The 18,894-nt window shown below is 66.9% G+C and carries 20 protein-coding genes; 3 read left to right on the forward strand and 17 right to left on the reverse strand.

Going from position 1 to position 18,894, the window contains the following annotated elements; all coding sequences use genetic code 11:
• Positions 1–46 precede the first annotated feature (46 nt).
• The 7 genes from ACFQ9R_RS15935 to ACFQ9R_RS15965 form a co-directional block, all read right to left on the reverse strand.
• The gene (locus ACFQ9R_RS15935) at positions 47–1,705 is read right to left on the reverse strand and encodes an acyl-CoA synthetase (protein ID WP_378991368.1); all 1,659 of its coding nucleotides are present in this window, start codon (positions 1,703–1,705) and stop codon (positions 47–49) included.
• Between the two features lie 126 nt (positions 1,706–1,831).
• Complete coding sequence (locus ACFQ9R_RS15940) at positions 1,832–3,460, reverse strand: acyl-CoA synthetase (RefSeq protein ID WP_378991369.1); 1,629 nt, start codon at positions 3,458–3,460, stop codon at positions 1,832–1,834.
• A gap of 101 nt (positions 3,461–3,561) precedes the next feature.
• Positions 3,562–4,056, reverse strand: a complete 495-nt coding sequence (locus ACFQ9R_RS15945; RefSeq protein WP_101468527.1) for a helix-turn-helix transcriptional regulator — start codon at positions 4,054–4,056, stop codon at positions 3,562–3,564.
• Positions 4,057–4,154: 98 nt separating this feature from the next.
• A complete protein-coding gene (locus ACFQ9R_RS15950) occupies positions 4,155–4,787 on the reverse strand; it encodes a hypothetical protein (protein WP_378991370.1) in 633 nt (210 codons plus the stop codon).
• 165 nt (positions 4,788–4,952) lie between these two features.
• A complete protein-coding gene (locus tag ACFQ9R_RS15955; RefSeq protein ID WP_378632914.1) occupies positions 4,953–5,330 on the reverse strand; it encodes a hypothetical protein in 378 nt (125 codons plus the stop codon).
• Positions 5,327–5,629 carry a type II toxin-antitoxin system prevent-host-death family antitoxin gene (locus tag ACFQ9R_RS15960; protein WP_266292300.1) on the reverse strand — a complete coding sequence of 101 codons (303 nt, stop codon included), beginning with the start codon at positions 5,627–5,629 and terminating at the stop codon, positions 5,327–5,329. Before ACFQ9R_RS15960 ends, ACFQ9R_RS15955 begins: the two co-directional genes overlap by 4 nt.
• Before the next feature lie 77 nt (positions 5,630–5,706).
• Positions 5,707–6,690, reverse strand: coding sequence for a diiron oxygenase (locus ACFQ9R_RS15965; RefSeq protein ID WP_378991371.1), 984 nt, complete (start codon positions 6,688–6,690; stop codon positions 5,707–5,709).
• Positions 6,691–6,913: 223 nt separating this feature from the next.
• Here ACFQ9R_RS15965 and ACFQ9R_RS15970 point away from each other — a divergent pair, with 223 nt between their 5' ends.
• Entirely contained in the window at positions 6,914–7,876 is a 963-nt protein-coding gene (locus ACFQ9R_RS15970) for a DUF5996 family protein (protein WP_378991372.1), read from the forward strand.
• A 22-nt stretch (positions 7,877–7,898) separates the two neighbouring features.
• Here ACFQ9R_RS15970 and ACFQ9R_RS15975 read toward each other — a convergent pair whose 3' ends face one another.
• The 4 genes from ACFQ9R_RS15975 to ACFQ9R_RS15990 form a co-directional block, all read right to left on the reverse strand.
• Positions 7,899–8,912, reverse strand: a complete 1,014-nt coding sequence (locus tag ACFQ9R_RS15975) for a TIGR03617 family F420-dependent LLM class oxidoreductase (protein WP_378991373.1) — start codon at positions 8,910–8,912, stop codon at positions 7,899–7,901.
• 185 nt (positions 8,913–9,097) lie between these two features.
• Positions 9,098–10,312, reverse strand: coding sequence for an acyl-CoA dehydrogenase family protein (locus ACFQ9R_RS15980; RefSeq protein WP_378651825.1), 1,215 nt, complete (start codon positions 10,310–10,312; stop codon positions 9,098–9,100).
• Between the two features lie 30 nt (positions 10,313–10,342).
• Positions 10,343–11,740, reverse strand: a complete 1,398-nt coding sequence (locus tag ACFQ9R_RS15985) for an acyl-CoA dehydrogenase family protein (protein ID WP_378651822.1) — start codon at positions 11,738–11,740, stop codon at positions 10,343–10,345.
• 284 nt (positions 11,741–12,024) lie between these two features.
• Complete coding sequence (locus ACFQ9R_RS15990) at positions 12,025–12,786, reverse strand: alpha/beta fold hydrolase (protein ID WP_378991374.1); 762 nt, start codon at positions 12,784–12,786, stop codon at positions 12,025–12,027.
• Positions 12,787–12,846: 60 nt separating this feature from the next.
• Between ACFQ9R_RS15990 and ACFQ9R_RS15995 the strand changes: the two genes are divergently transcribed.
• Positions 12,847–13,227, forward strand: coding sequence for a MerR family transcriptional regulator (locus ACFQ9R_RS15995; protein ID WP_378991376.1), 381 nt, complete (start codon positions 12,847–12,849; stop codon positions 13,225–13,227).
• 70 nt (positions 13,228–13,297) lie between these two features.
• On the opposite strand, the gene ftsX is transcribed toward ACFQ9R_RS15995, so the two are convergent.
• The 6 genes from ftsX to ACFQ9R_RS16025 form a co-directional block, all read right to left on the reverse strand.
• Positions 13,298–14,200, reverse strand: a complete 903-nt coding sequence (ftsX, locus tag ACFQ9R_RS16000) for a permease-like cell division protein FtsX (protein WP_378991377.1) — start codon at positions 14,198–14,200, stop codon at positions 13,298–13,300.
• Positions 14,200–14,889, reverse strand: coding sequence for a cell division ATP-binding protein FtsE (ftsE, locus tag ACFQ9R_RS16005; RefSeq protein ID WP_378632943.1), 690 nt, complete (start codon positions 14,887–14,889; stop codon positions 14,200–14,202). Before ftsE ends, ftsX begins: the two co-directional genes overlap by 1 nt.
• A gap of 54 nt (positions 14,890–14,943) precedes the next feature.
• The gene (locus ACFQ9R_RS16010) at positions 14,944–15,099 is read right to left on the reverse strand and encodes a hypothetical protein (protein ID WP_378632946.1); all 156 of its coding nucleotides are present in this window, start codon (positions 15,097–15,099) and stop codon (positions 14,944–14,946) included.
• Entirely contained in the window at positions 15,086–15,943 is an 858-nt protein-coding gene (locus ACFQ9R_RS16015) for a mechanosensitive ion channel family protein (protein WP_378991378.1), read from the reverse strand. Before ACFQ9R_RS16015 ends, ACFQ9R_RS16010 begins: the two co-directional genes overlap by 14 nt.
• Positions 15,944–16,071: 128 nt before the next feature.
• The gene (gene prfB, locus ACFQ9R_RS16020) at positions 16,072–17,190 is read right to left on the reverse strand and encodes a peptide chain release factor 2 (protein WP_056812604.1); all 1,119 of its coding nucleotides are present in this window, start codon (positions 17,188–17,190) and stop codon (positions 16,072–16,074) included.
• 44 nt (positions 17,191–17,234) lie between these two features.
• Positions 17,235–18,092 (reverse strand): helix-turn-helix transcriptional regulator, encoded by an 858-nt coding sequence (locus ACFQ9R_RS16025; RefSeq protein WP_378991379.1) that lies wholly within the window; start codon positions 18,090–18,092, stop codon positions 17,235–17,237.
• 141 nt (positions 18,093–18,233) lie between these two features.
• On the opposite strand from ACFQ9R_RS16025, the gene ACFQ9R_RS16030 reads away from it, so the two are divergent.
• Positions 18,234–18,815 carry an NADPH-dependent FMN reductase gene (locus tag ACFQ9R_RS16030; protein ID WP_378991381.1) on the forward strand — a complete coding sequence of 194 codons (582 nt, stop codon included), beginning with the start codon at positions 18,234–18,236 and terminating at the stop codon, positions 18,813–18,815.
• Positions 18,816–18,894 lie beyond the last annotated feature (79 nt).

An 18,894-nucleotide genomic window follows, 5' to 3' on the forward strand; every position in this document is an offset into this window, starting at 1 on the left:
ACGAGGCCCGCTCGGCGGCAATAGAGCGGGCTACGTCCAGCCGTTCTCAGTCGGACTCGACCGGCATCTCGATCAGCGGCTTGCGCAGCAGCTTGCCCGTCGCGTTGCGCGGCAGCTCGTCGACGAAGATCACCTCGCGCGGCACCTTGTAGCGGGCCAGGTTCTCGCGGACGTATTCCTTGATCTCCTTGGCGTCGCGCTTGGACTCCGGGCCGGGCACCACGATCGCGCGCAGCCGTTTGCCGTAGTCGTGGTCGTCGACGCCGACCACCGCGGCCTCGAACACATCGGCGCGGCCCGCGATGAGGTTCTCCACCTCCAGCGGGAAGACGTTCTCGCCGCCGGAGACGATCATGTCGTCGTCGCGGCCGTCGATGTAGAGCAGACCGTCGGCATCGAAATGGCCGACGTCACCGCTCGACATCATGCCGTCGACCATTTCCTTGGTCCGGCCGTCGGTGTAACCGGTGAACGCGAACCCGTTGTCCACGAAGATCGTTCCGGTGACATTCGGCGCGGTGATCGGCTTGCGGTTCTCGTCGAGCAGCACGATCCGGATGCCGACCGGTGCCTTGCCCGCCGTGGTCGGCGCCTTGCGCAGATCCTCCGGGGTGGCCACGGTCATCACCGCGCATTCGGTGGAGCCGTAGAGGTTGTAGAGCGAGTCGCCGAAGTAGTCGAGGGTGCGGGTCACCACATCGGGGGCGATCGCCGAGCCCGCGGCGAAGATGACCTTCATCGTCGACGGGTCGTACTTCGCCAGCACCTGCTCGTCCAGATCGAGGATGCGCTGCAGCATCGTCGGCACCACGACCAGCGAATCCGCCTGGTACTTCACCACATTGGCGAGCGTCTGCTCCGGGTCGAACCGGCGCTGCTGGAAGATGACCCGGTTTCCCAGGGCGAGCCCGAGGGTGAACTGCGACAGGCCGGTGCCGTGGAAGATCGGCGCCGCCATGATCATGGTGCCGTTGTTGGGCAGCGGCACCCGATCCACGAACTGCGCCGACGCGAACGGGCTCACCTTGTCGCGCGGTGCGCCCTTGGGGGTGCCGGTGGTGCCGCTGGTCAGGATCACCATGCCGCCGGGCTTGCTCGGTGCGGTGATCGCGGCGGTCGAACGATCCGCCGACAGCGAGGCCACGGTCGGGATCGACGGGTCGGCCCCGTGCGCTTCGTCGACCCAGGTGAGCACCCGCGGGATCTCGGTGGGGATGGCGCTCATCAGGTCGAGGAACTCGCTGTCGTGCAGCACCGCCTTGACCTTCTCGCGGGCGGCGACATCAGCGAACTGCGGCTTGGCGAACCCGGTGTTCATGAGCACCGCGCGCACACCGAGCTTGCCCGCCGCGAGCAGGCTCAACACCATGCCGCGATGGTCACGGGCCAGCACCGCGATCACGTCGCCCTCGCTGATCCCACTGGCGCGCAGGCCGCGGGCGAAGGCGTTGGACTGTGCGTCGAGTTCGCCGAAGGTGATCTCGCCCAGCTCGTCGACGATCGCGCCCGCCTGCGGCCTGCTCTGCGCGGCGTGCATGACGACGCCGGCGAACGGGCCGAACTTCGAGACATTGCGGAACGAACGGGCGGCGTGGTCGAGGCGCAGCGGATTGAACAGCTTGCGATCGACCATGACCTTGACGCCGAGCGCGAAGTCACCGGCACGTCGGGCGGTAGTACCTAGCGCGGGCAGAGACAGAGACATCGAACAGCCTTCCGGCAGACCGAGCCCACGCAGAACCGCAGGCCGGACCGCGTCTTCGAGATCCAGTGCTGTCGCTAACACTAGCAAGCGATCCGGCCGCGCTGTCTACTCCGTAGTAGCCAGGGCCTATCCCTGTGAGACCTCATAGTCGATGAGGGTGCGACGCACGATCTTGCCGGTGGCGTTGCGGGGCAGTTCGTCGAGGAAGATCACCTCGCGCGGCACCTTGAACCTGGCCAGATTCGCCTTGACGTGCGCCTGGAGTTCGGCGGCGTCGAGGGTGTGACCTTCTTCCAGGACGACGAAGGCGCGCAGGCGTTTTCCGAACTCCGGATCGTCGACGCCGATCACCGCCACGTCGAAGATCTCGGGCCGCTCGACCAGCAGGTTCTCGACTTCCTGCGGGTACACGTTCTCGCCACCGGAGACGATCATGTCGTCGTCGCGGCCGTCGACCATGAGCAGCCCGGTGTCGGTGAAATGGCCCATGTCGCCGCTGGACATGAAGCCGTCGATGATCTGCTTGTGCCTGCCGTCGGTGTAGCCCTCGAACGGCGCGCCACTGCGTACGAAGATCCGGCCACGCGCGCCCGGCGTCTTGACCTGCTGATCCTCGTCGTCGTAGAGGCGGACCTCGCAGGTGATCGGCGAACGGCCGACCGTGCCCGGCGCTTCCGCCAGCTCGGCCGGGTTCGCGATGGTCGCGATGGCGACCTCGGTCGACCCGTAGAGGTTGTAGAGCACCGGTCCGAACGCCTCGGTGGCCTTGATGCACAGCTCCGGGGTGAGCGCGGAACCGGCGAAGAGGATGACCTTCAGTGAGGACAGGTCGTATTTCGCGCGGACGTCGGCGGGCAGCTCGGTCATCCGGTGCAGCATCGTCGGCACGCACACCAGCATCTCGACCTTGTGCTCGGCGATCGCGGCGAGGGTGGCCTCGGCATCGAATCGGCGGCGCATGACGATCTTGTTCGACAGGATCGTGTTGACCAGCCAGGTGCCCAGGCCCGTGCTGTGGAAGATCGGCGACACGATCATCGCTGTACCGCGCTTCGGGAACGGTACGCGGTCGACGAACTGCGCGGTCGCCATCGGCGTGACCTTGGTGCGCGGTGCGCCCTTGGGCAGGCCGGTGGTGCCACTGGTGAGGATGATGAAGCCGCCCGGCTTGCTCGGCGCGGGCAGATCCTCGGTGGAGTTGTTCGCGACGAGGTCGTCGAATGTCGTGGCGCCCGCCGGGAGTTCGGTGCCCTCGTCGACCCAGGTGAGGTAGCGCGGCAGGTCGGCGGGCAGTGCGTCGAGCAGGCCGAGGAACTCGCTGTCGTGCAGCACCGCGCGCACGTTCTCGCGTTCGCAGACCTCCGCGAACTGTGGTTTGGCGAAGCCGGTGTTCATCAGCGCGATGCGCGCGCCCAGCTTGCCCGCCGCGATCATCGACATGATCAGGCCGCGGTGATCGCGGGCCAGCACGGCGATGACCGTGCCCTCGCCGATGCCCGCTTCGCGTAACCCGCGGGCGATGGCGGTGGACTGCTCGTCGAGCTCGCGATAGGTCAGCTCACCGCGCTCGTCCACGAGGGCCACCTGGGCGGGGGCGACGCGGGCCGAATGGCGCACGAGGGTGGCCTGCGGGCCGTAGATCTTGGATTCCTTCATCGTCCGCAGGGTCTCGAGCGGTGTTTTGGGATCGGAGACTCCGCGCGCGCGCAGTACACCGATCGCCTTCACGCTTTCGAGCAGATGTGACAGGTTCACTCGACTACCTCCGCAGCTTGGATCACTCGACGCTCACCGTAGCAGTCGATGTGCTGTGCATCACAGTAGTCTAACCGGGCATTTGGGACATCTCCACAAGATCAGCGCTGGGCCGCCGCCAGCACCGCGAGGAGCGGGACAAGCCTGCCTTCCGGCACCTCGAAACGGCCCAATCCCGCGGTCTGCAACCAGCCGACGGCGGCCAGCTGGCGCAAGTGCTGGTAGATCTCGGGTGAGGTGCCCAGTTCCGCGATGGCGGCGAGATCGGCGGCGGTTCTGCGCCCGTAGACGATTTCCTGAAGTAGTCGCAGCCGGACCGGATCGGCCAGCGCGGCAAGGCAATTGGCCGCTTCGATGGTCCAGACATCACCGACGATGGCATCGGTGGGGTACTGGGCCTGCCAATCGAAGCGCTCACCGGTGGGCAGTTGCAACGCGCCCGCCAGCAGCACCCCGCCGGTGCGTTTCCCGGCATCGGCGAATTCCTGCCGCAGGCGCGCCACCGCCCACGGCAGCTGCGCGTGCTCGGGCTGCGCGCTCTCCAGCGCGGCAACACGGCGTTCCAGTTCTTCGAGTCGGTCGACCAGATCCTCCACGCCGGTCAACCTACGCCACACCGAAGCTGTTGCGCTGCTTCATCGAAACGACAGCACACCCCGGATCCGGTGGACCCGGGGTGCGCAGTGGACGAACGTCAGCGCGTGACAGCACCGAACGAGGGCTGCTGGATGGTGCCGAGCTGGTAAGCGAACCCGTCCGGGTGCGCCTCGTCGACCGGTACCGGCCAGCGGTGCCACAGGTTGCCGTACACCGCCGCCACGACCAGCCCGGCGCCGGTGTTCAGCGCCGCGGTGCGGATGGTGGTGTCGACCGGCACGTCCTGGTGTTCGTTCAGGACCGCGGTGCCGCTCTGCCCGCTGGACAGATTCAGCCACATGACCTCGAGCTTGGCGTTGCCCTGGTTGGGCGAGATGGTGCCGGGCCCGCCGAAGAAGCCGAGGCGGAAGCCGTCGATATCGAGGGCGATGCCGGAGCCGTACACCCCGGACCCGCCGCCGTTCTGGCCGATATCGGAGGTCGCCGGGATCTGGAACGGCTGTGCAGGCAGCGCGACATCGACCGTGCCGTCGGCGGCGAGCTTGTCGAGGGCGGCGAGTGCGCCCGGATTGTTCGCCACCGACGTGCGCAGCTGCGAAACGGCCGCGGCCACATCGACAGTCTGTGTCGTCGGTTCCGCGACCGCGGGGCTCGCGAAGACGATGGCGACGGCGGCCGAGGTGGCGGCTACCGCGGTGGTGAAGCGACGCATGAAACTCAGATGATGCATAACCAGCTCTCCTCGAGTGTTCCTGGTACTGCTTTCCCTGGTAATTCGTCCGCTGTGCGGGTCGGTCGGGCTATCAGCCGCCGACCACCTGTGCACGGTACCGACAGCCGATGTGGGATCTGTCACTACCCCGGGGAAAGCCGAGTTCAGGACCTCGAAGGTCGGTTACGGCATGTTCGCGATCTCCACTTTGTAGCCGCGATAGAGCTCGGGTTTGGCGGTGAGGACCGGCATGTCCAGATTCTGCGCGGTGAACACCACGGGCGCGATCAGTGGCCAGTCGAGATGGTCGTCGACGATCGGCACCGTGGTGCCGATGCGGATCGCGGTCGGGGCGTCGAGTTCGGCCCAGCGCACGGCGACGCGATTGTCGAGCAGGCGCCCGAGTTCATCGATGTTGTCCACGGCGCGCATCGCGGCCATCAGACTCACGGTGGGCACCACCAGGATTCGGCGCTGCTGGGTGAACTGGCGCATGATCACCTGCCCGAACAGCGGCGACAGGGCCAGCGAGGTGAGCGCGGTGTGGTCGGCGACGCTCACTGGCGGCTGTCCAGCGCGCCCATCAGCTTGCTCAGTTTGGCTTCCGCCTCGGCGATGTCTTCCGCCGAATGCTGGGTGATCCTGGCGTCGAGCTTGCCCAGGATCTGCTCCCGCAGGTCATCGTTGAAGTACGCGGGGGGCAGTGCCCCGTGCCGCAACACCTCAGCGGGTACCACCGCGACCAATTCTTTCCCCTCCCGCGTCACGATCACGGGCCGTCCGCTCGCGGACACCCCGTCGAAAACACTACCCAGCTGACCACGTAACTCGGTCAGCGGCACACTGTCGTAATCGGCCATAGTCAACTGTACATCGCTGTGTACAGTTGACTATGGCCGAACGGTGTTCCGGTGGGACGTCGTGCTCACCTGATCGCTCAGGCGACCTTGCGGGCCGGTTCGCTGCGGTAGCGGGTCACCGGGCCGTCGATGCCGAGTAGGCGCCAGGTCAGCTTGGCGACCGGGTTCATCAGACCGCTGTTGGTGGCGAGGGCACGCACATCGCCGAAGATATTGCGCATCGTGGTCTGCGATTCCTCGCTGCCCCAGTAGGCGTCGCGCATGACCTCCGCCGGAATGTCGAACTTCTCGACGAATTCCTTGGGCGGGGTCATGATCATGTCGAGCATCACCCGCATGGCGATCGGGAAGGCCACGGAGAGCACCGATTTCGTGATCGGGTTCATGCCGGGCACGTTGCGGCGCAGGTATTCGTGGGCGAAGGAGATGTGCCGGGCTTCCTCGGCCACGTGGATCTGCATCACCCGCTGCACCATCGGGTGCAGATCGACGCCGGCGCGCAGCAGCGACTTCTGCAGGTGATCGATCGGCTCCTCGCCGCCGAGGATCATCGTGAAGAACAGTTCGGGGAAGTACTTCACCGCGGGCCAGATGGCCATCGTCAGTTTGCGATCGATGGTGCCCATGCCGATCACATCGCGGTAGCCGATGCGGTTGATCATCTCCTGGAACATCATCGTGTGGTTGCACTCTTCGGCAGCCTCGTGGGTGATGTACCGGAATTCCGGGTCGCCGTTGGGGACCGACACCAGGTACTGCATCAGCCCGCGGATCAGCAGCTGCTCGAAATCCAGGCCCACCTTGGCGATGCCGGCCTGGCGCCACATGCCGATGGCGATCTGCTTCTCGATCGGCTGGGCCTTGTACCAGGGGTGACGGCCCAGCGGGTCCTCTTCGGGCATGATCCAGCGCGGGTCGTCGCTGTGCACGGCGAACTCGGGGGATTCCCAGTCGATGTCGACGTAGGGGTCGAAGTGCCGGTTGACCGAACCTTCGGACAGGTTGCGCAGGATCTCGTGGTACTCGGGATCGGTGGCGGTGTTCTTGATTGTCGACAGCATCAGCGGTGTCTCCTTCGGTGTGGCGCGACTCCTACGTTATATGAGACTCAGAGTCCCACACAACCCCTCTGATGGTCGGATTCGTCCTTGCGGCGCGATCTACCAGCGCCGACGTACGATGAAACGTCGCAGGACACGCCGAACGGTTGACCAATCAGCCAGCGCACCTGGCTGTGAACGGGCGGGGCCCACGGGGTCGCGCACCGAGAGAGCGAGGATCCCGATGGCACGTTCGACTCCCGCCAAGGCCGTATGGCCGGCCCTACGCGTCGACTCCTGGTCCGACACGCGCGACACCCTGCACATGTGGTCACAGATCATCGGCAAGCTGACAATGGCGGGCACTCCGCTGGTGAACCACTGGTGGAATATCACGTTCGCGGTCAGCGCGCGCGGGATGACGACCGGTGCGATTTCCGTCGACGGCCGCCTGCTCGACATCGAATTCGACTTCGTCGACCACGAACTCGTCCTGCGCAGCAGCGACGCCCGCCGCGCCACGATCGCCCTGCGACCGCGCACGGTCGCCGACTTCTACGCCGAACTCGGCCATGTGCTCGGCCGGCTGGACATCGTGGTCGATATCGAAGCCTCACCCAACGAGGTCGACCCGGCCATCCCCTTCGCCGAGGACACCACCCACCACTCCTATGACGCCGACGCCGTCCACCTGTTCTGGCAACAGCTCGTCCAGATCGAGCGAGTATTCCAGCTCTGGCGCGCCGGTTTCGCCGGGAAATCCAGTCCGGTGCAATTCTTCTGGGGTTCCTTCGACCTGGCCTGCACCCGCTTCTCCGGCCGCCCCGCGCCCCTGCACCCCGGCGGTGCCCCCAACTGCGCCGATTGGGTGATGGAGGAGGCCTACTCCCGCGAATGCGCGAGCGCGGGCTTCTGGCCCGGTGGCACCGAAGGCACCTTCTACGCCTATTCCTACCCGGCTCCGGACGGTTACTCCGCTCGTCCCGCGGGCCCCGACGGCGCCCAGTGGGACACCACCCTCGGCGAATTCGTCCTCCCGTACGACGTGGTCCGCAATTCCCCCGACCCCGACGCCACCCTCCTGCACTTCCTCGACACCACCTACGCTTCCGCGGCCGACCTGGCCCACTGGGACCGACCGCTCCTCGACGTCGATCCTCACCGCCTCGATCGCCGACTCCACGTCGACGACACGACGGCGCTCTGACCCGTCGGCATCCCGCGCGACATCACATCTCCCGCAACAGCTCTGTCAGCAGCGCGGGGTCGACCCGATAGGGCGTGTTGAACCCGAGCCGTTCGACGATTCCGTCGTAGCGCTCGTGCAGTTGCGCCGCCGCGCGGGCGGGGTCGGTGGCTGTGATCGCGACGGCATCGAGGAAATCGTCGTCGACGAGGTCGGCCATCCGATCCCATTCCCCGTTCTTGGACATCGCTTTCAGGCGGGGTCCGAGTTCTGCCCGATCGTGCAACTGGAGAATCGGCCAGTAGGCCGGTGTCGATCCGTAGAACGCCAGCTGCTTTCGGACGGCCTGCCTGGCCGCGGCGAGCTCGCTCGCGGATCTGCCTGTCGCGACCATCGCCGAATGGTGGATCACGATGTCGTCCACGGGTTTCCGTGCGCGCGCCGCGCCGTGCGCCAGGGCGGGCAGGGTCACCTCGCGCAGAAATCTCGGCGTGCAGAACGGGTGCGACATGAATCCGTCGGCGACCTCGCCCGCCACCGCGGTCATACCCGGGCCCACCCCCGCGAGATAGATCGGCGGCGGTCCGAACCCGGCCACCTCGTCGGCCGCGGGGCGAAACAGTGGTGGCATCAGGGTGTGCTGATAGAACTCGCCCTGGTAATCGAGCCGCCCGCCCTGCTCCCAGCTCGCCCAGATGGCACGCACCGCCAGCACCATGTCGCGCATCCGGTCGGCCGGTCGGCTCCACGGCATCGAGTAGCGCCGGGTGATGTGCGCGCGGATCTGGCTCCCGAGACCGAGTACGAACCGGCCACGGGAGAAGGCCTGCAGATCCCAGGCGATGGTGGCGAGCAACAGCGGATTGCGGGCGAACGCCACCGCGATCGAGGTACCGAGCTCGACCCGCTCGGTATGCTCGGCGGCGAGCAACAGCGGCAGAAACGGGTCGTGCGCGCCTTCGAACGTCCAGATGCCCGCGTACCCCGCGGCCTCCGCGGCGGCGGCATCCTTGCCCATCGTGGCGAGCCCGCCGGTCAGCGTGGTGTCGATCTTCAAGACGCGCGTCCCATCACCGTCGTGTGCAGTCCAGCGATGTTCGTGACAGCGCGGAACAATTCGACCATCACCGTAACGCCGCGCAGAACCCATCCGGGCCGATCCGGCAAACGCCGGCCTGCTCCGGGAAACGAAAATCCGGTGCGAGTCAGAACGACTCGCACCGGATTTCGTTGTCTACCAGCTCACTTCAGCTCGGAGCTGGTCTTTCCGAGCACGCGGCGAGCCACGATCAGCTGCTGGATCTGCTGGGTGCCTTCGAAGATGTCGAGAATCTTCGAGTCGCGGGCCCACTTCTCGAGCAGAGTGCGCTGGGAGTAGCCGATGGTGCCGGCAAGCTCCACCGCCTTGAGGGTGACGTCGGTGCCGGTGCGGCCCGCCTTGGCCTTGGACATCGAGGCCTCGAGGGAGTTCGGCTTCTTGTTGTCGGCCATCCAGGCAGCGCGCAGGGAGAGCAGGTAGGCCGATTCGTAGTCGGCTTCCATGCGCAGGAACTCGGCGGCTGCCGCGGACTGGTTCATCGCGGGGGTGTCGTAGGAGATCTCGACACCCGCCTCGGTGAGGACGGTACGCAGTTCCTCGAGCGCGGCGCGGGTGACGCCCACGGCCATCGCCGCCACGAGGGGGCGGGTGTTGTCGAAGGTCTGCATGACCCCGGCAAAGCCCTTCTCCACGTTGACTTCCGGCGAACCGAGGATGTTGTCGGCGGGGATGCGGCAGTCCTGCAGCAGCAGCACCGCGGTGTCGGAGGCCTTGATGCCGAGCTTGTGCTCGAGCCGCGCCACCGACAGACCCGGAGCGTCGCGCGGGACGACGAAGGACTTGATCGCGGCGCGACCCAGGCTCTTGTCGACCGAGGCCCACACCACGATGTGGGTGGCGCGCTCACCGCAGGTGACGAAGATCTTCTCGCCGTTGAGGACCCACTCGTCACCGTCGAGGGTGGCGGTGGTGGTGACGGCGGCGGAGTCGGAACCGAAGGACGGCTCGGTGATCGCCATCGCGGCCCACACCTTGCCGAAACGCGAGAGCTGCTCGTCGGTCGCGACGGCGGCGATCGCGGCGTTGCCCAGTCCCTGGTAGGGGATGGTGAGCATCAGGCCGACATCGCCCCACGAGGTCTCGAGGGCGTTGAGCAGCGCGGACATGTTGCCGCCGTTGGCATTCGCGGTCAGGTCCGCGGCGGCCTCGTCGTTACGGCCGCCCGCGGCGCCACCGATCTTCTGGGTGCCGGAATCGGCGAGCCCTTCGATCATGGCGGCCATCGTGTCGAGCTCGACCGGGTACTCGTGCTCGGCGAGGTCGTACTTGCGGGAAATGGGACGGAAGATCTGCGAGGCGACCTGGTGGGCCTGGTTGGCGCTCGCCTTCAGCTTCTTGGGGAGTTCGAGATTGATCATGAGGGGGCTCCTGGAAGGTGAGAAACGGGCCTAGACCAGCACGATGCCTTCGGCGACACCGACGGAACGAAGGTCGCGGTACCACCGCTCGACCGGGTGTTCCTTGGTGAAGCCGTGGCCGCCGAGCAGCTGCACGCCGTCCAGGCCGATCTGCATGCCCTTGTCGGTGGCCAGCTTGCGCGCCAGCGCCGCCTCACGGGCGAACGACAGACCCTGCTCGGCGCGCGAAGCACCACGCAGGGTGACCAGGCGCAGGCCGTCGAGCTCGATCGCCATGTTGGCGACCATGAAGGCCACCGCTTGGCGGTGCGAGATCGGCTCGCCGAACGCCTCACGCTCGTTCACGTACGGGATCACGTAGTCGAGCACGGCCTGGCCGGTGCCGATGGCCAGCGAGGCCCAACCCAGGCGGGCGAGCTGCACCGCGTCGCCGTACTCGGCGGCACGGGTCTTGGCGTCGCTGTCGCCGAGGACGGCGTCGGCGCCGACGGCCACGTTGTCCAGGATCAGCCGACCCAGGCCCGCGGCGCGCAGACCCATGCTCGGGTCGGCTTCCACCGACAGCCCGGCGGTGTCGGACTCGACGATGAACAGCGCGGGGCGCCCGTCGAGCTCGGCGGCCACGATGAACAGTTCCGCGTCGGCCGCGGCCGGGACCAGGCTCTTCACACCGTTGAGCTTGTAGCCGCTGGGGGAGCGGACGGCCTTGGTCTGCAGCGCGAACGGGTCGAACAGGGCGCGCGGCTCGTTGATCACCACGGACGCCTGCGGCACACTCTCGCCGGTGAAGGCGGGCAGGTAGGTCTGCTGCTGGGCGTCGGTGCCCCACTGCGACAGCGCGACGGTGACACCGCTCGGCGCCAGGATCGGCAGCGCCAGGCCCATGTCGCCGTGCGCCAGCGCCTCGGCGACCAGGGAGTTGGTGACGGCGCCGCGCTCGGAGGCCGCGCCTTCCAGCTCCTCGGGCACGTTGATCAGGGTGATGCCGAGTTCGGCGGCGCGCTCGAGCAGGTCGCGCGGGGCCTTGGCGGCATTGTCGGCGTCGTAGGCCGCGGGACGCAGGATCTCGCCCGCGAAATCACGCACCGTCTCGACGATCATCTGCTGTTCGTCGGACGGGGTGAGATCGAAGTAGTCCTTGGTCTTGGACTCGTTGTCGACCAGACGCTTGGGCTCACCGCCGCCCGCGACCTTGGCGAACGTACGAGTGGCCGCGCCCAGGGTGCGGAACCCGGTCTTGGTGCCCTCGTAGGTGACGCGCTCGATCGGCTTGCGCAGGTTGTACTTGCCCGCGAGCTCCGACCCGGTAATGGTCGTCAAAGCGCGCATCGCGGCGCCCATCCAGTCCCGTTTGGGCTGGCTGAGGCCGACCGCGGACGTGTCGTTCGGACGTCGCTTCGTCGCGCTGTCTCGAGTGCTCATCATCACCTGATTTCCTCGGCTGTCGGGGTGCCTTCGACCCCACCATCTTACTCTTCGGTAAGTCTATCTTACTCCAGAGTAAGATGTGTGCCGACCCAAAGTGGGATTGCCGACCTTCGCCACGCTGGTCGGCGACTGGACTGGTCTTACCCCGATCAGCCGCCGTTGTCGCCGTTTCTGGCCAGACTCATGGCTGCGGTCGATCCCGATTCGTTATGTGTCATGAGATTGCCCGCCATCGCCGCGGCGACGTTTCGCCGTGGTGCGCCCGGGGTGATGGCAGGGGAGTGCTACAGCCCGTGGCGGTCGAGGAATTCGGTCAGCAGTTTGCGCCACTCGTCGGGGCGCTCGACCATCACCACGTGGCCTGCCTCGATCTCGGTGTAGTCGGCGCCGGGAATCGCCGCGGCCAGTGCCCGCGAGTTCGCGGGATCGACCAGCAGGTCGGCGGTGGTGGCCACGACCAGGGTGGGCACCGCGACGGCGGCCAGGTCGGGGCTGGTGTCGACCGACTCGACCAGCGCCGCCTGTTGCCGGGTGCCGCCGGGAATCGAGGCGGCCGTCTGGCGAACGATGTCATCGATCGCGGCCACGGGCAGCGTGTTGACGAACCCGGTGGAGAAACCGGTGAGCACGACGAGACGGGCGAAGGATTCATGGTCGCCTCGATCCAGGAGGTCCTGCCAGAACCGCACGATGAGCTGGGCGCGACTGTCGGGGGCGGCCAGGCCGGCCGTCAGCAGGAGGCCGGTGACGCGGTCGGGGTGGCGGGTGGCGGCGCGCACGGCCACCGCGGTGCCGAGGGAGAATCCGATGATGGTGAAGGTCTCGACGCCCGCGTCGACGGCGGCCGACACGAGCGCGTCGGCGAGGTCGTCGAGGTTCAAGGGGGTGTCGTCGCCCGGGTAGTCCGAGGCGACCACGGTGTGACCGTCGGCGAGCGCCGGAATCACGGTGCCGAAGTTGCTCTCGATCCCGCCGCCCGCGCCGTGCGCGAGGACGATGCCGGGGCCGGTGCCATGGACGGTGGTGTGCAGGGGAATCGTGGTCATGGCGGCGACGTTAGGGATTGACATGGGTGTGAAGGTCAAGCCGCCGGTGCCGGTGGTCACATGCTGATCGGCGAATTGGCACGACGCACCGGGGTCGCCACCCGGCTGCTGCGCTACTACGAGGAGCAGGGTCTGCTGCATCCACACCGCGACAGCAACGGTTACCGCAGTTATCCCGCATCGGCGGCAGCGACGGTCGCCCGGATCAGGGAACTGCTGGCTGCAGGACTGAACACCGATGACATCGCCCTGCTGATGCCGTGCGCCGAGGACGCGGGACCGGTCCAAGCCTGCGAGATGTCGGTGCGAATCATGGCCGACAGAACCGCCGAACTGGACCGGCGCATCGCAGACCTCGACCGCCAGCGATCCCAACTCGCCGCTCAACTCGGCGCCAGCCTCGCCCACGCCGGGCAGCGGCCGTCGACGGGCCTGAAGTAACCAGCACGCTCGGCGTCGGCTGCCGTCGACGCGGCGGGACCGATCGAGCCGGCCCCGCCGCGCACAAACCTTATTCGCGCACGTAGTAGCGCAGGGTCAGGTAGGCGGTGACGGCGGCGAAGACGATGCCGACAGGCGCGATCGTCAGGGCAACCACCGCGATGTCGTCGCCGGTGATGCGCGGGAACACATTGCTGTCGAACAGCGGCCCCAGCGCCCGGTCGATCACCAGCGGCCGGGCGATCACCAGGCCGAGGATCGCGAGTACCGAACCGACAAAGGCGGCCGCGACCGCTTCGAGCAGGAACGGTAGCTGGGTGTACCAGCGGGTCGCGCCCACCAGGCGCATGATGCCGACTTCCGTGCGCCGCGTGAACGCGGCGATCTGCACCATGTTCAGCACCAGCAGCATCGCGGCCAGCGCCATCACCAGCGCCAAACCGAACGCGGCGTTGCGTAGCCCGTCGAACAGGCTTGTCAGCCGGTCGACGAACTCCTTGTCATTGGCCACGATCCGCACACCCGGCCGCGTCGCGAAGCCGTCGTAGATGTGCTGATACTGGTCGGCGTCGGTCATCTTCACCCGCAACGAGGCAGGCAGCGGCGAGTCGGAGATGTACTGCACCATTTCCGGCTGATCCGCGAACAGCTTCTTCGCCTCCTCCAGCGCGTCGGCGCGGTTGAGGAACTGCACGCTCTCCACACCCGAGGTCTGCTTGAGGTCGGCCAGCAGCGACTTGCACGGGTCGGCGGCGCAGTCGGGATCGGTGTCGGAGACCGCGTCGTCGAGATAGAAGCGCACCTCGAGGCGGCCGATGAAGAAGTTCTCGGTCTTGTCGGCCATCCGCACCGACAGCATGCCGCCGCCGAGCATCATCAGTGACACGGCCGTGGTCAGGATCATCGCGATGGTCATCGTGAGATTGCGGCGCAGGCCGTCGACGACCTCGGTGAACAGGAAACTCAGTCGCATTATCGACCCACCCCGTAGACGCCGGTCGCTTCGTCGCGCACGAGTCTGCCGTGGTCGAGTTCCACCACCCGCCTTCGCATGGCGTCGACGATGTGATTGTCGTGGGTGGCCATCAGCACCGTGGTGCCGACGCGATTGATCCGTTCCAGCAGCGCCATGATGTCGGCGCTGGTGTCGGGGTCGAGGTTGCCGGTCGGCTCGTCGGCGAGCAGGACCAACGGCCGGTTGACGAACGCGCGCGCGATCGCGACCCGCTGCTGCTCACCACCGGACAGCTCCGACGGCAACCGCTGCCCCTTGCCGCCGAGACCGACCATGTCGAGCACCTCGGGCACCGTCCGGTCGATGAACTGGCGCCGCTTGCCGATCACCTCCAGCGCGAACGCGACGTTCTGTTCCACGGTCTTCTGCTGCAACAGCCGGAAGTCCTGGAACACGCAGCCGATCCGCTGCCGCAACTTGGGCACCTTCCGGCCGGGCAAGCGGTCGACGCGGAAATCCGCGACCCGGATCTCGCCCGATGTCGGCGCCTCTTCCTTGAGCAGGAGTCGCATGAAGGTCGACTTGCCCGAACCGGACGGGCCGATGATGAAGACGAACTCGCCTTTTTCCACATCGACGGAAACGTTGTCCAGCGCCGGTCGCGTCGAGGTCTCGTACGACTTGGTCACGTTGCGCATGGTGATCACGGGGAGCCAGTGTAACCAGCGAACCAAGCGTCTCAGCGGGACGCGGCGCGTCGATCAGGGTTGGGGGTCGGCATTCACCCAGGTCGGTACGGCGTTGAGGAACGTCGTCGGGCCCTCGGCGGCGGTATCGGTGGGTTTGACGAACAGGTACACGACAAACGTCGACAGCCACGCCGCCATCAGGATCGCTGTGGACTTACGTGGTTTCACTGATTCCCTCCTTACGCAGGGCCGCGGCAACGCGCACGCGCAGTTCGCGACCCACTTCGAATTGTTTGCCTGGCAATGTGCGGGCAACCATCCGGATGTTCATCACGTCGAGCGAGAGATCTTCGACACCCATCACCGACGGCTCGTCGAGCAGCAGCGGTTTGAGGCGGCGATCCTCGTAGGCCTTGGTGCACACCGCGTGCAGGATCTCGTTGATCTTGGTGATATCGGCCTGCGCGGAGACCGGGACGTCGATCGCGGCGCGCGCCCAATCCTTGGACAGATTGGTGACTTTCACGATCTGCCCGTTGGGGACGATGATCACCTCGCCGTCGGAGTTGCGCAGCGTGGTGATGCGCAGCGTCACGTCCTCGACGGTGCCCTCGGCCGGGTCGGCGGAGCCGGTGACCGAGATCTGCACCACGTCACCGAAGCCGTATTGGCGCTCGGTGATCAGGAAGAACCCGGCCAGAATGTCCTGGACGATGCGCTGCGCGCCGAAACCGAGCGCGGCACCGAGCACCGCCGCGGGCGCGACCAGTCCCGTCACCGCGAAGCCCAGCCTGCGCAACACCTCCATGCCGACCAGCACGTACACGATGGTCAGCACCACCCACGTGACCACCTGCGCCAGCGCATGACGGTGCTTGGCCGCCTCGGTGCGGACCAGGGCGTCACTGGTCTGGAAACCCGAGTCGATCTTGGTGGTCACCCGGTCGCGCAGGAACGCGGCGAACCGGCCGAACAGCATCGCGCCGACGATCAGCAGGACGATTTCCAGCCCACTGGAACGCATCCAGTCGCTGATCTCGGGTCCGCTGTTGGCCGCGAGGACGTCGGTCATCGCGTCTCCTTCATGGACCTGCACAGGCACAGTTTCGGTTCGGTCGAACGCACACCAGAAAGGTTACAGGTCGGTCACGGCGTGCGGTCAAACGTGCTGAAGCGCACGGTTTGTGAGCGAACAGCTGGCTACGCGTCGTCCTGATCGCGCATACGCCAACGGATTCCGGACTCGATGAAACCGTCGATGTCGCCGTCGAGGACCGCGGTCGGATTGTTGACTTCGTGGTTGGTGCGCAGGTCCTTGACCATCTGGTACGGGTGCAGCACGTAGGAACGCATCTGGTTGCCCCACGACGCGCCCTCGTTGGTCTTGAGCGCGTCCATCGTGGCGCGCTCCTCCTGGCGTTTGCGCTCGAGCAGCTTGGCCTGCAGCACGCGCATGGCCGAGATCTTGTTCTGCAGCTGCGACTTCTCGTTCTGGCAGGTCACGACGATGCCGGTGGGGATGTGGGTCAGGCGCACCGCGGAGTCGGTGGTGTTGACCGACTGGCCGCCGGGGCCCGACGAGCGGTACACGTCGACCCGGATCTCGCCCTCGGGAATCTCGATGTGGTCGGTCGTCTCCACCACGGGCAGGACCTCGACCTCGGCGAAGGAGGTCTGGCGACGGCCCTGGTTGTCGAACGGGCTGATCCGGACCAGGCGATGCGTGCCCATCTCCACCGACAGCGTGCCGTAGGCGTAGGGCGCCTTCACCGCGAAGGTGGCGCTCTTGAGGCCGGCCTCTTCGGCGTAGGAGGTGTCGTAGACCTCGACGGGGAACTTGTGCCGCTCGGCCCAGCGGATGTACATGCGCATCAGCATCATCGCCCAGTCGGCGGCGTCGACGCCGCCGGCGCCGGAACGGATGTTGACCAGCGCGTCACGCTTGTCGTACTCGCCCGAGAGCAGGGTGCGCACTTCCATCGCCTCGACGTCCACGCGCAGTGCGGCGCGCTCGGCATCGGCGTCGGCGGTGGCTTCGGCGGCGGCCGCGTCCTCTTCGGCCTCGGCCAGTTCGTAGAGCACCGGCAGGTCCTCGAGCCGCTGGCGCAGATCCTCGACCCGGCGCAATTCGCTCTGCGCGTGCGAGAGCTCACTGGTCACCTGCTGGGCGTGCTCCTGGTTGTTCCACAGCTCGGGATCGGCGGCCTGGTGCTCGAGTTCATCGATACGGCGGCGTAGTTCCTCGACATCGAGGACCGACTCGACCGTCTTGAGCGTGGTGTCGAGTTCTGCGAGGTCGGCGATAACGTCAGGATGCACGATGTCCTAGGCTACCGGTCCCGTCCGACACAGTGCCTATTCGGTCAGCTTGCGATGGACCGCAAGCCCCCTGGGCGGCGTCCGACCAGCTGGTCGAGGGCGTTCGCGCTGGCCTCGTCGGCCGGGAGCAGGACGTAGAGCGACTGGTCGTCGTCGATGGACAGATCCAGCGATTCGTAGGCCAGCCGCAGCGTGCCCGCCTCGGGATGATCGAGGCGGTTGATCCCGCCCGACGGCGGCAGTCCGGGCAGCGTCGCGAGGCGATCGGTGAAGACGCTGCCCGCCGTCACGGTGAGTTCGTCGACCAGGGCGGCGACCATCGGATCGGCGCGGAACGGGCCCTGCTTGAGCGAAGCGACCAGCTTGTCAGCGGCCGAGTCCCACTCCGGGTACAGCTCGCGGGCGCCGGGGTGGGTGAACACGAAACGGGCGACGTTGGCGGGCTCGCCCTGCTCGAACAACCCCGCGGGCGCCATCAACTTCCGGTAGCCCTCGGTGCAGGCCAGGATCTCGGTGAAGCGGTTGGTGATCGCGGCGGGCGCCGGTTCCAGCTGGGCGAGAATCGCCAGGATCGTCGGACGCACCGTGCGATTGGGACCGTTCTCGGCAGCGCCACAGCTGAATCCGGACACGCCCTTGCTGAGTTGATGCAGGTGGACGCGTTCGCGAGGACTCAGCCGCAACGTCTCGGCCAGCGCGGACAACACCTGAGCGGAGGGATGGCTGTCGCGGCCCTGCTCGAGCCGGATCAGATATTCCACACTGACGCCGGCCAGCAGCGCGACCTCGGCGCGACGCAGACCCGGCGTGCGCCTGCGTTGTCCGGCGGGCAGCCCGACCTCGGCGGGGGAGACCGCTTCGCGGCGGGTCCGCAGGAACAGCCCGAGTTCGTTGTCGCTCACCTCGTCGACGGTACCCAGCTCGGCGCATCGGAGAGTGGCCGTGCCACTACCACTCTCAGCGTGGTCTCCCTGCGACGCTCGCGGTCCGCGAGATTTGGTCGTACCGGCTGATCGAGCCGGTACGACGAACAGGAGAACATCGTGTCCACGCTGAAGCTCGCGATCATCATCGGCAGTGTCCGTGACGGACGATTCGGCCCCGTTGTCGCGAACTGGTTCGACCAGCAGGTCGACGACCGTTTCGAGGTCGACATCATCGACCTCGCCGACACCGCCCTGCCCGCCCTGCCCGCCGTGCCGCCCGCCCTCGACCCCGACCCGATCCGCCCTGCCGGCATGCGCGACCTCACCGGCCGCTTGGCCGCGGCCGACGCCTACGTCATCGTCACCCCCGACTACAACCGCAGCTACCCGGCCGCCCTCAAAGCCGCCATCGACTGGCACTTCACCCAGTGGGACGCCAAGGCGATCGGCTTCGTCGGTTACAGCGGTGGCTCCGGCGGACTCCTGGCCATCGAACACCTGCGCCAGGTGTTCAACGAACTCAACGCCCACACCGTGCGCAACTACGTCTCGTTCCCGCGCTACTACATGCTCTTCGACGAGACCGGCCAACTCCACGACCCGCAGGAAGCAGAAGCCGCCGCCACGGCCCTCCTCGACCAGTTGCACTGGTGGACAAGTGCTCTGGTCGCAGCGAAAACAGCCCAGGTCGTGGCCTGACCAGGCGGCTTTCGCGCGTTCTCGGACACCCGGCCGGAGCCGCTGAGCCGGGGCGGGGAACGGCAGCGATGTTCACCGC

The organism is Nocardia sp. NPDC056541, from assembly GCF_042794235.1.
Taxonomy (GTDB): domain Bacteria; phylum Actinomycetota; class Actinomycetes; order Mycobacteriales; family Mycobacteriaceae; genus Nocardia.

Coding starts and splice junctions, on each gene's coding strand:
- ACFQ9R_RS15935 (WP_378991368.1), bottom strand. CDS start 1,705: ATGTCTCTGTCTCTGCCCGCGCTAGGTACTACCGCCCGACGTGCCGGT.
- ACFQ9R_RS15950 (WP_378991370.1), bottom strand. CDS start 4,787: ATGCATCATCTGAGTTTCATGCGTCGCTTCACCACCGCGGTAGCCGCC.
- ACFQ9R_RS15960 (WP_266292300.1), bottom strand. CDS start 5,629: ATGGCCGATTACGACAGTGTGCCGCTGACCGAGTTACGTGGTCAGCTG.
- ACFQ9R_RS15965 (WP_378991371.1), bottom strand. CDS start 6,690: ATGCTGTCGACAATCAAGAACACCGCCACCGATCCCGAGTACCACGAG.
- ACFQ9R_RS15970 (WP_378991372.1), top strand. CDS start 6,914: ATGGCACGTTCGACTCCCGCCAAGGCCGTATGGCCGGCCCTACGCGTC.
- ACFQ9R_RS15980 (WP_378651825.1), bottom strand. CDS start 10,312: ATGATCAATCTCGAACTCCCCAAGAAGCTGAAGGCGAGCGCCAACCAG.
- ACFQ9R_RS15990 (WP_378991374.1), bottom strand. CDS start 12,786: ATGACCACGATTCCCCTGCACACCACCGTCCATGGCACCGGCCCCGGC.
- ACFQ9R_RS15995 (WP_378991376.1), top strand. CDS start 12,847: ATGCTGATCGGCGAATTGGCACGACGCACCGGGGTCGCCACCCGGCTG.
- ftsX (WP_378991377.1), bottom strand. CDS start 14,200: ATGCGACTGAGTTTCCTGTTCACCGAGGTCGTCGACGGCCTGCGCCGC.
- ACFQ9R_RS16015 (WP_378991378.1), bottom strand. CDS start 15,943: ATGACCGACGTCCTCGCGGCCAACAGCGGACCCGAGATCAGCGACTGG.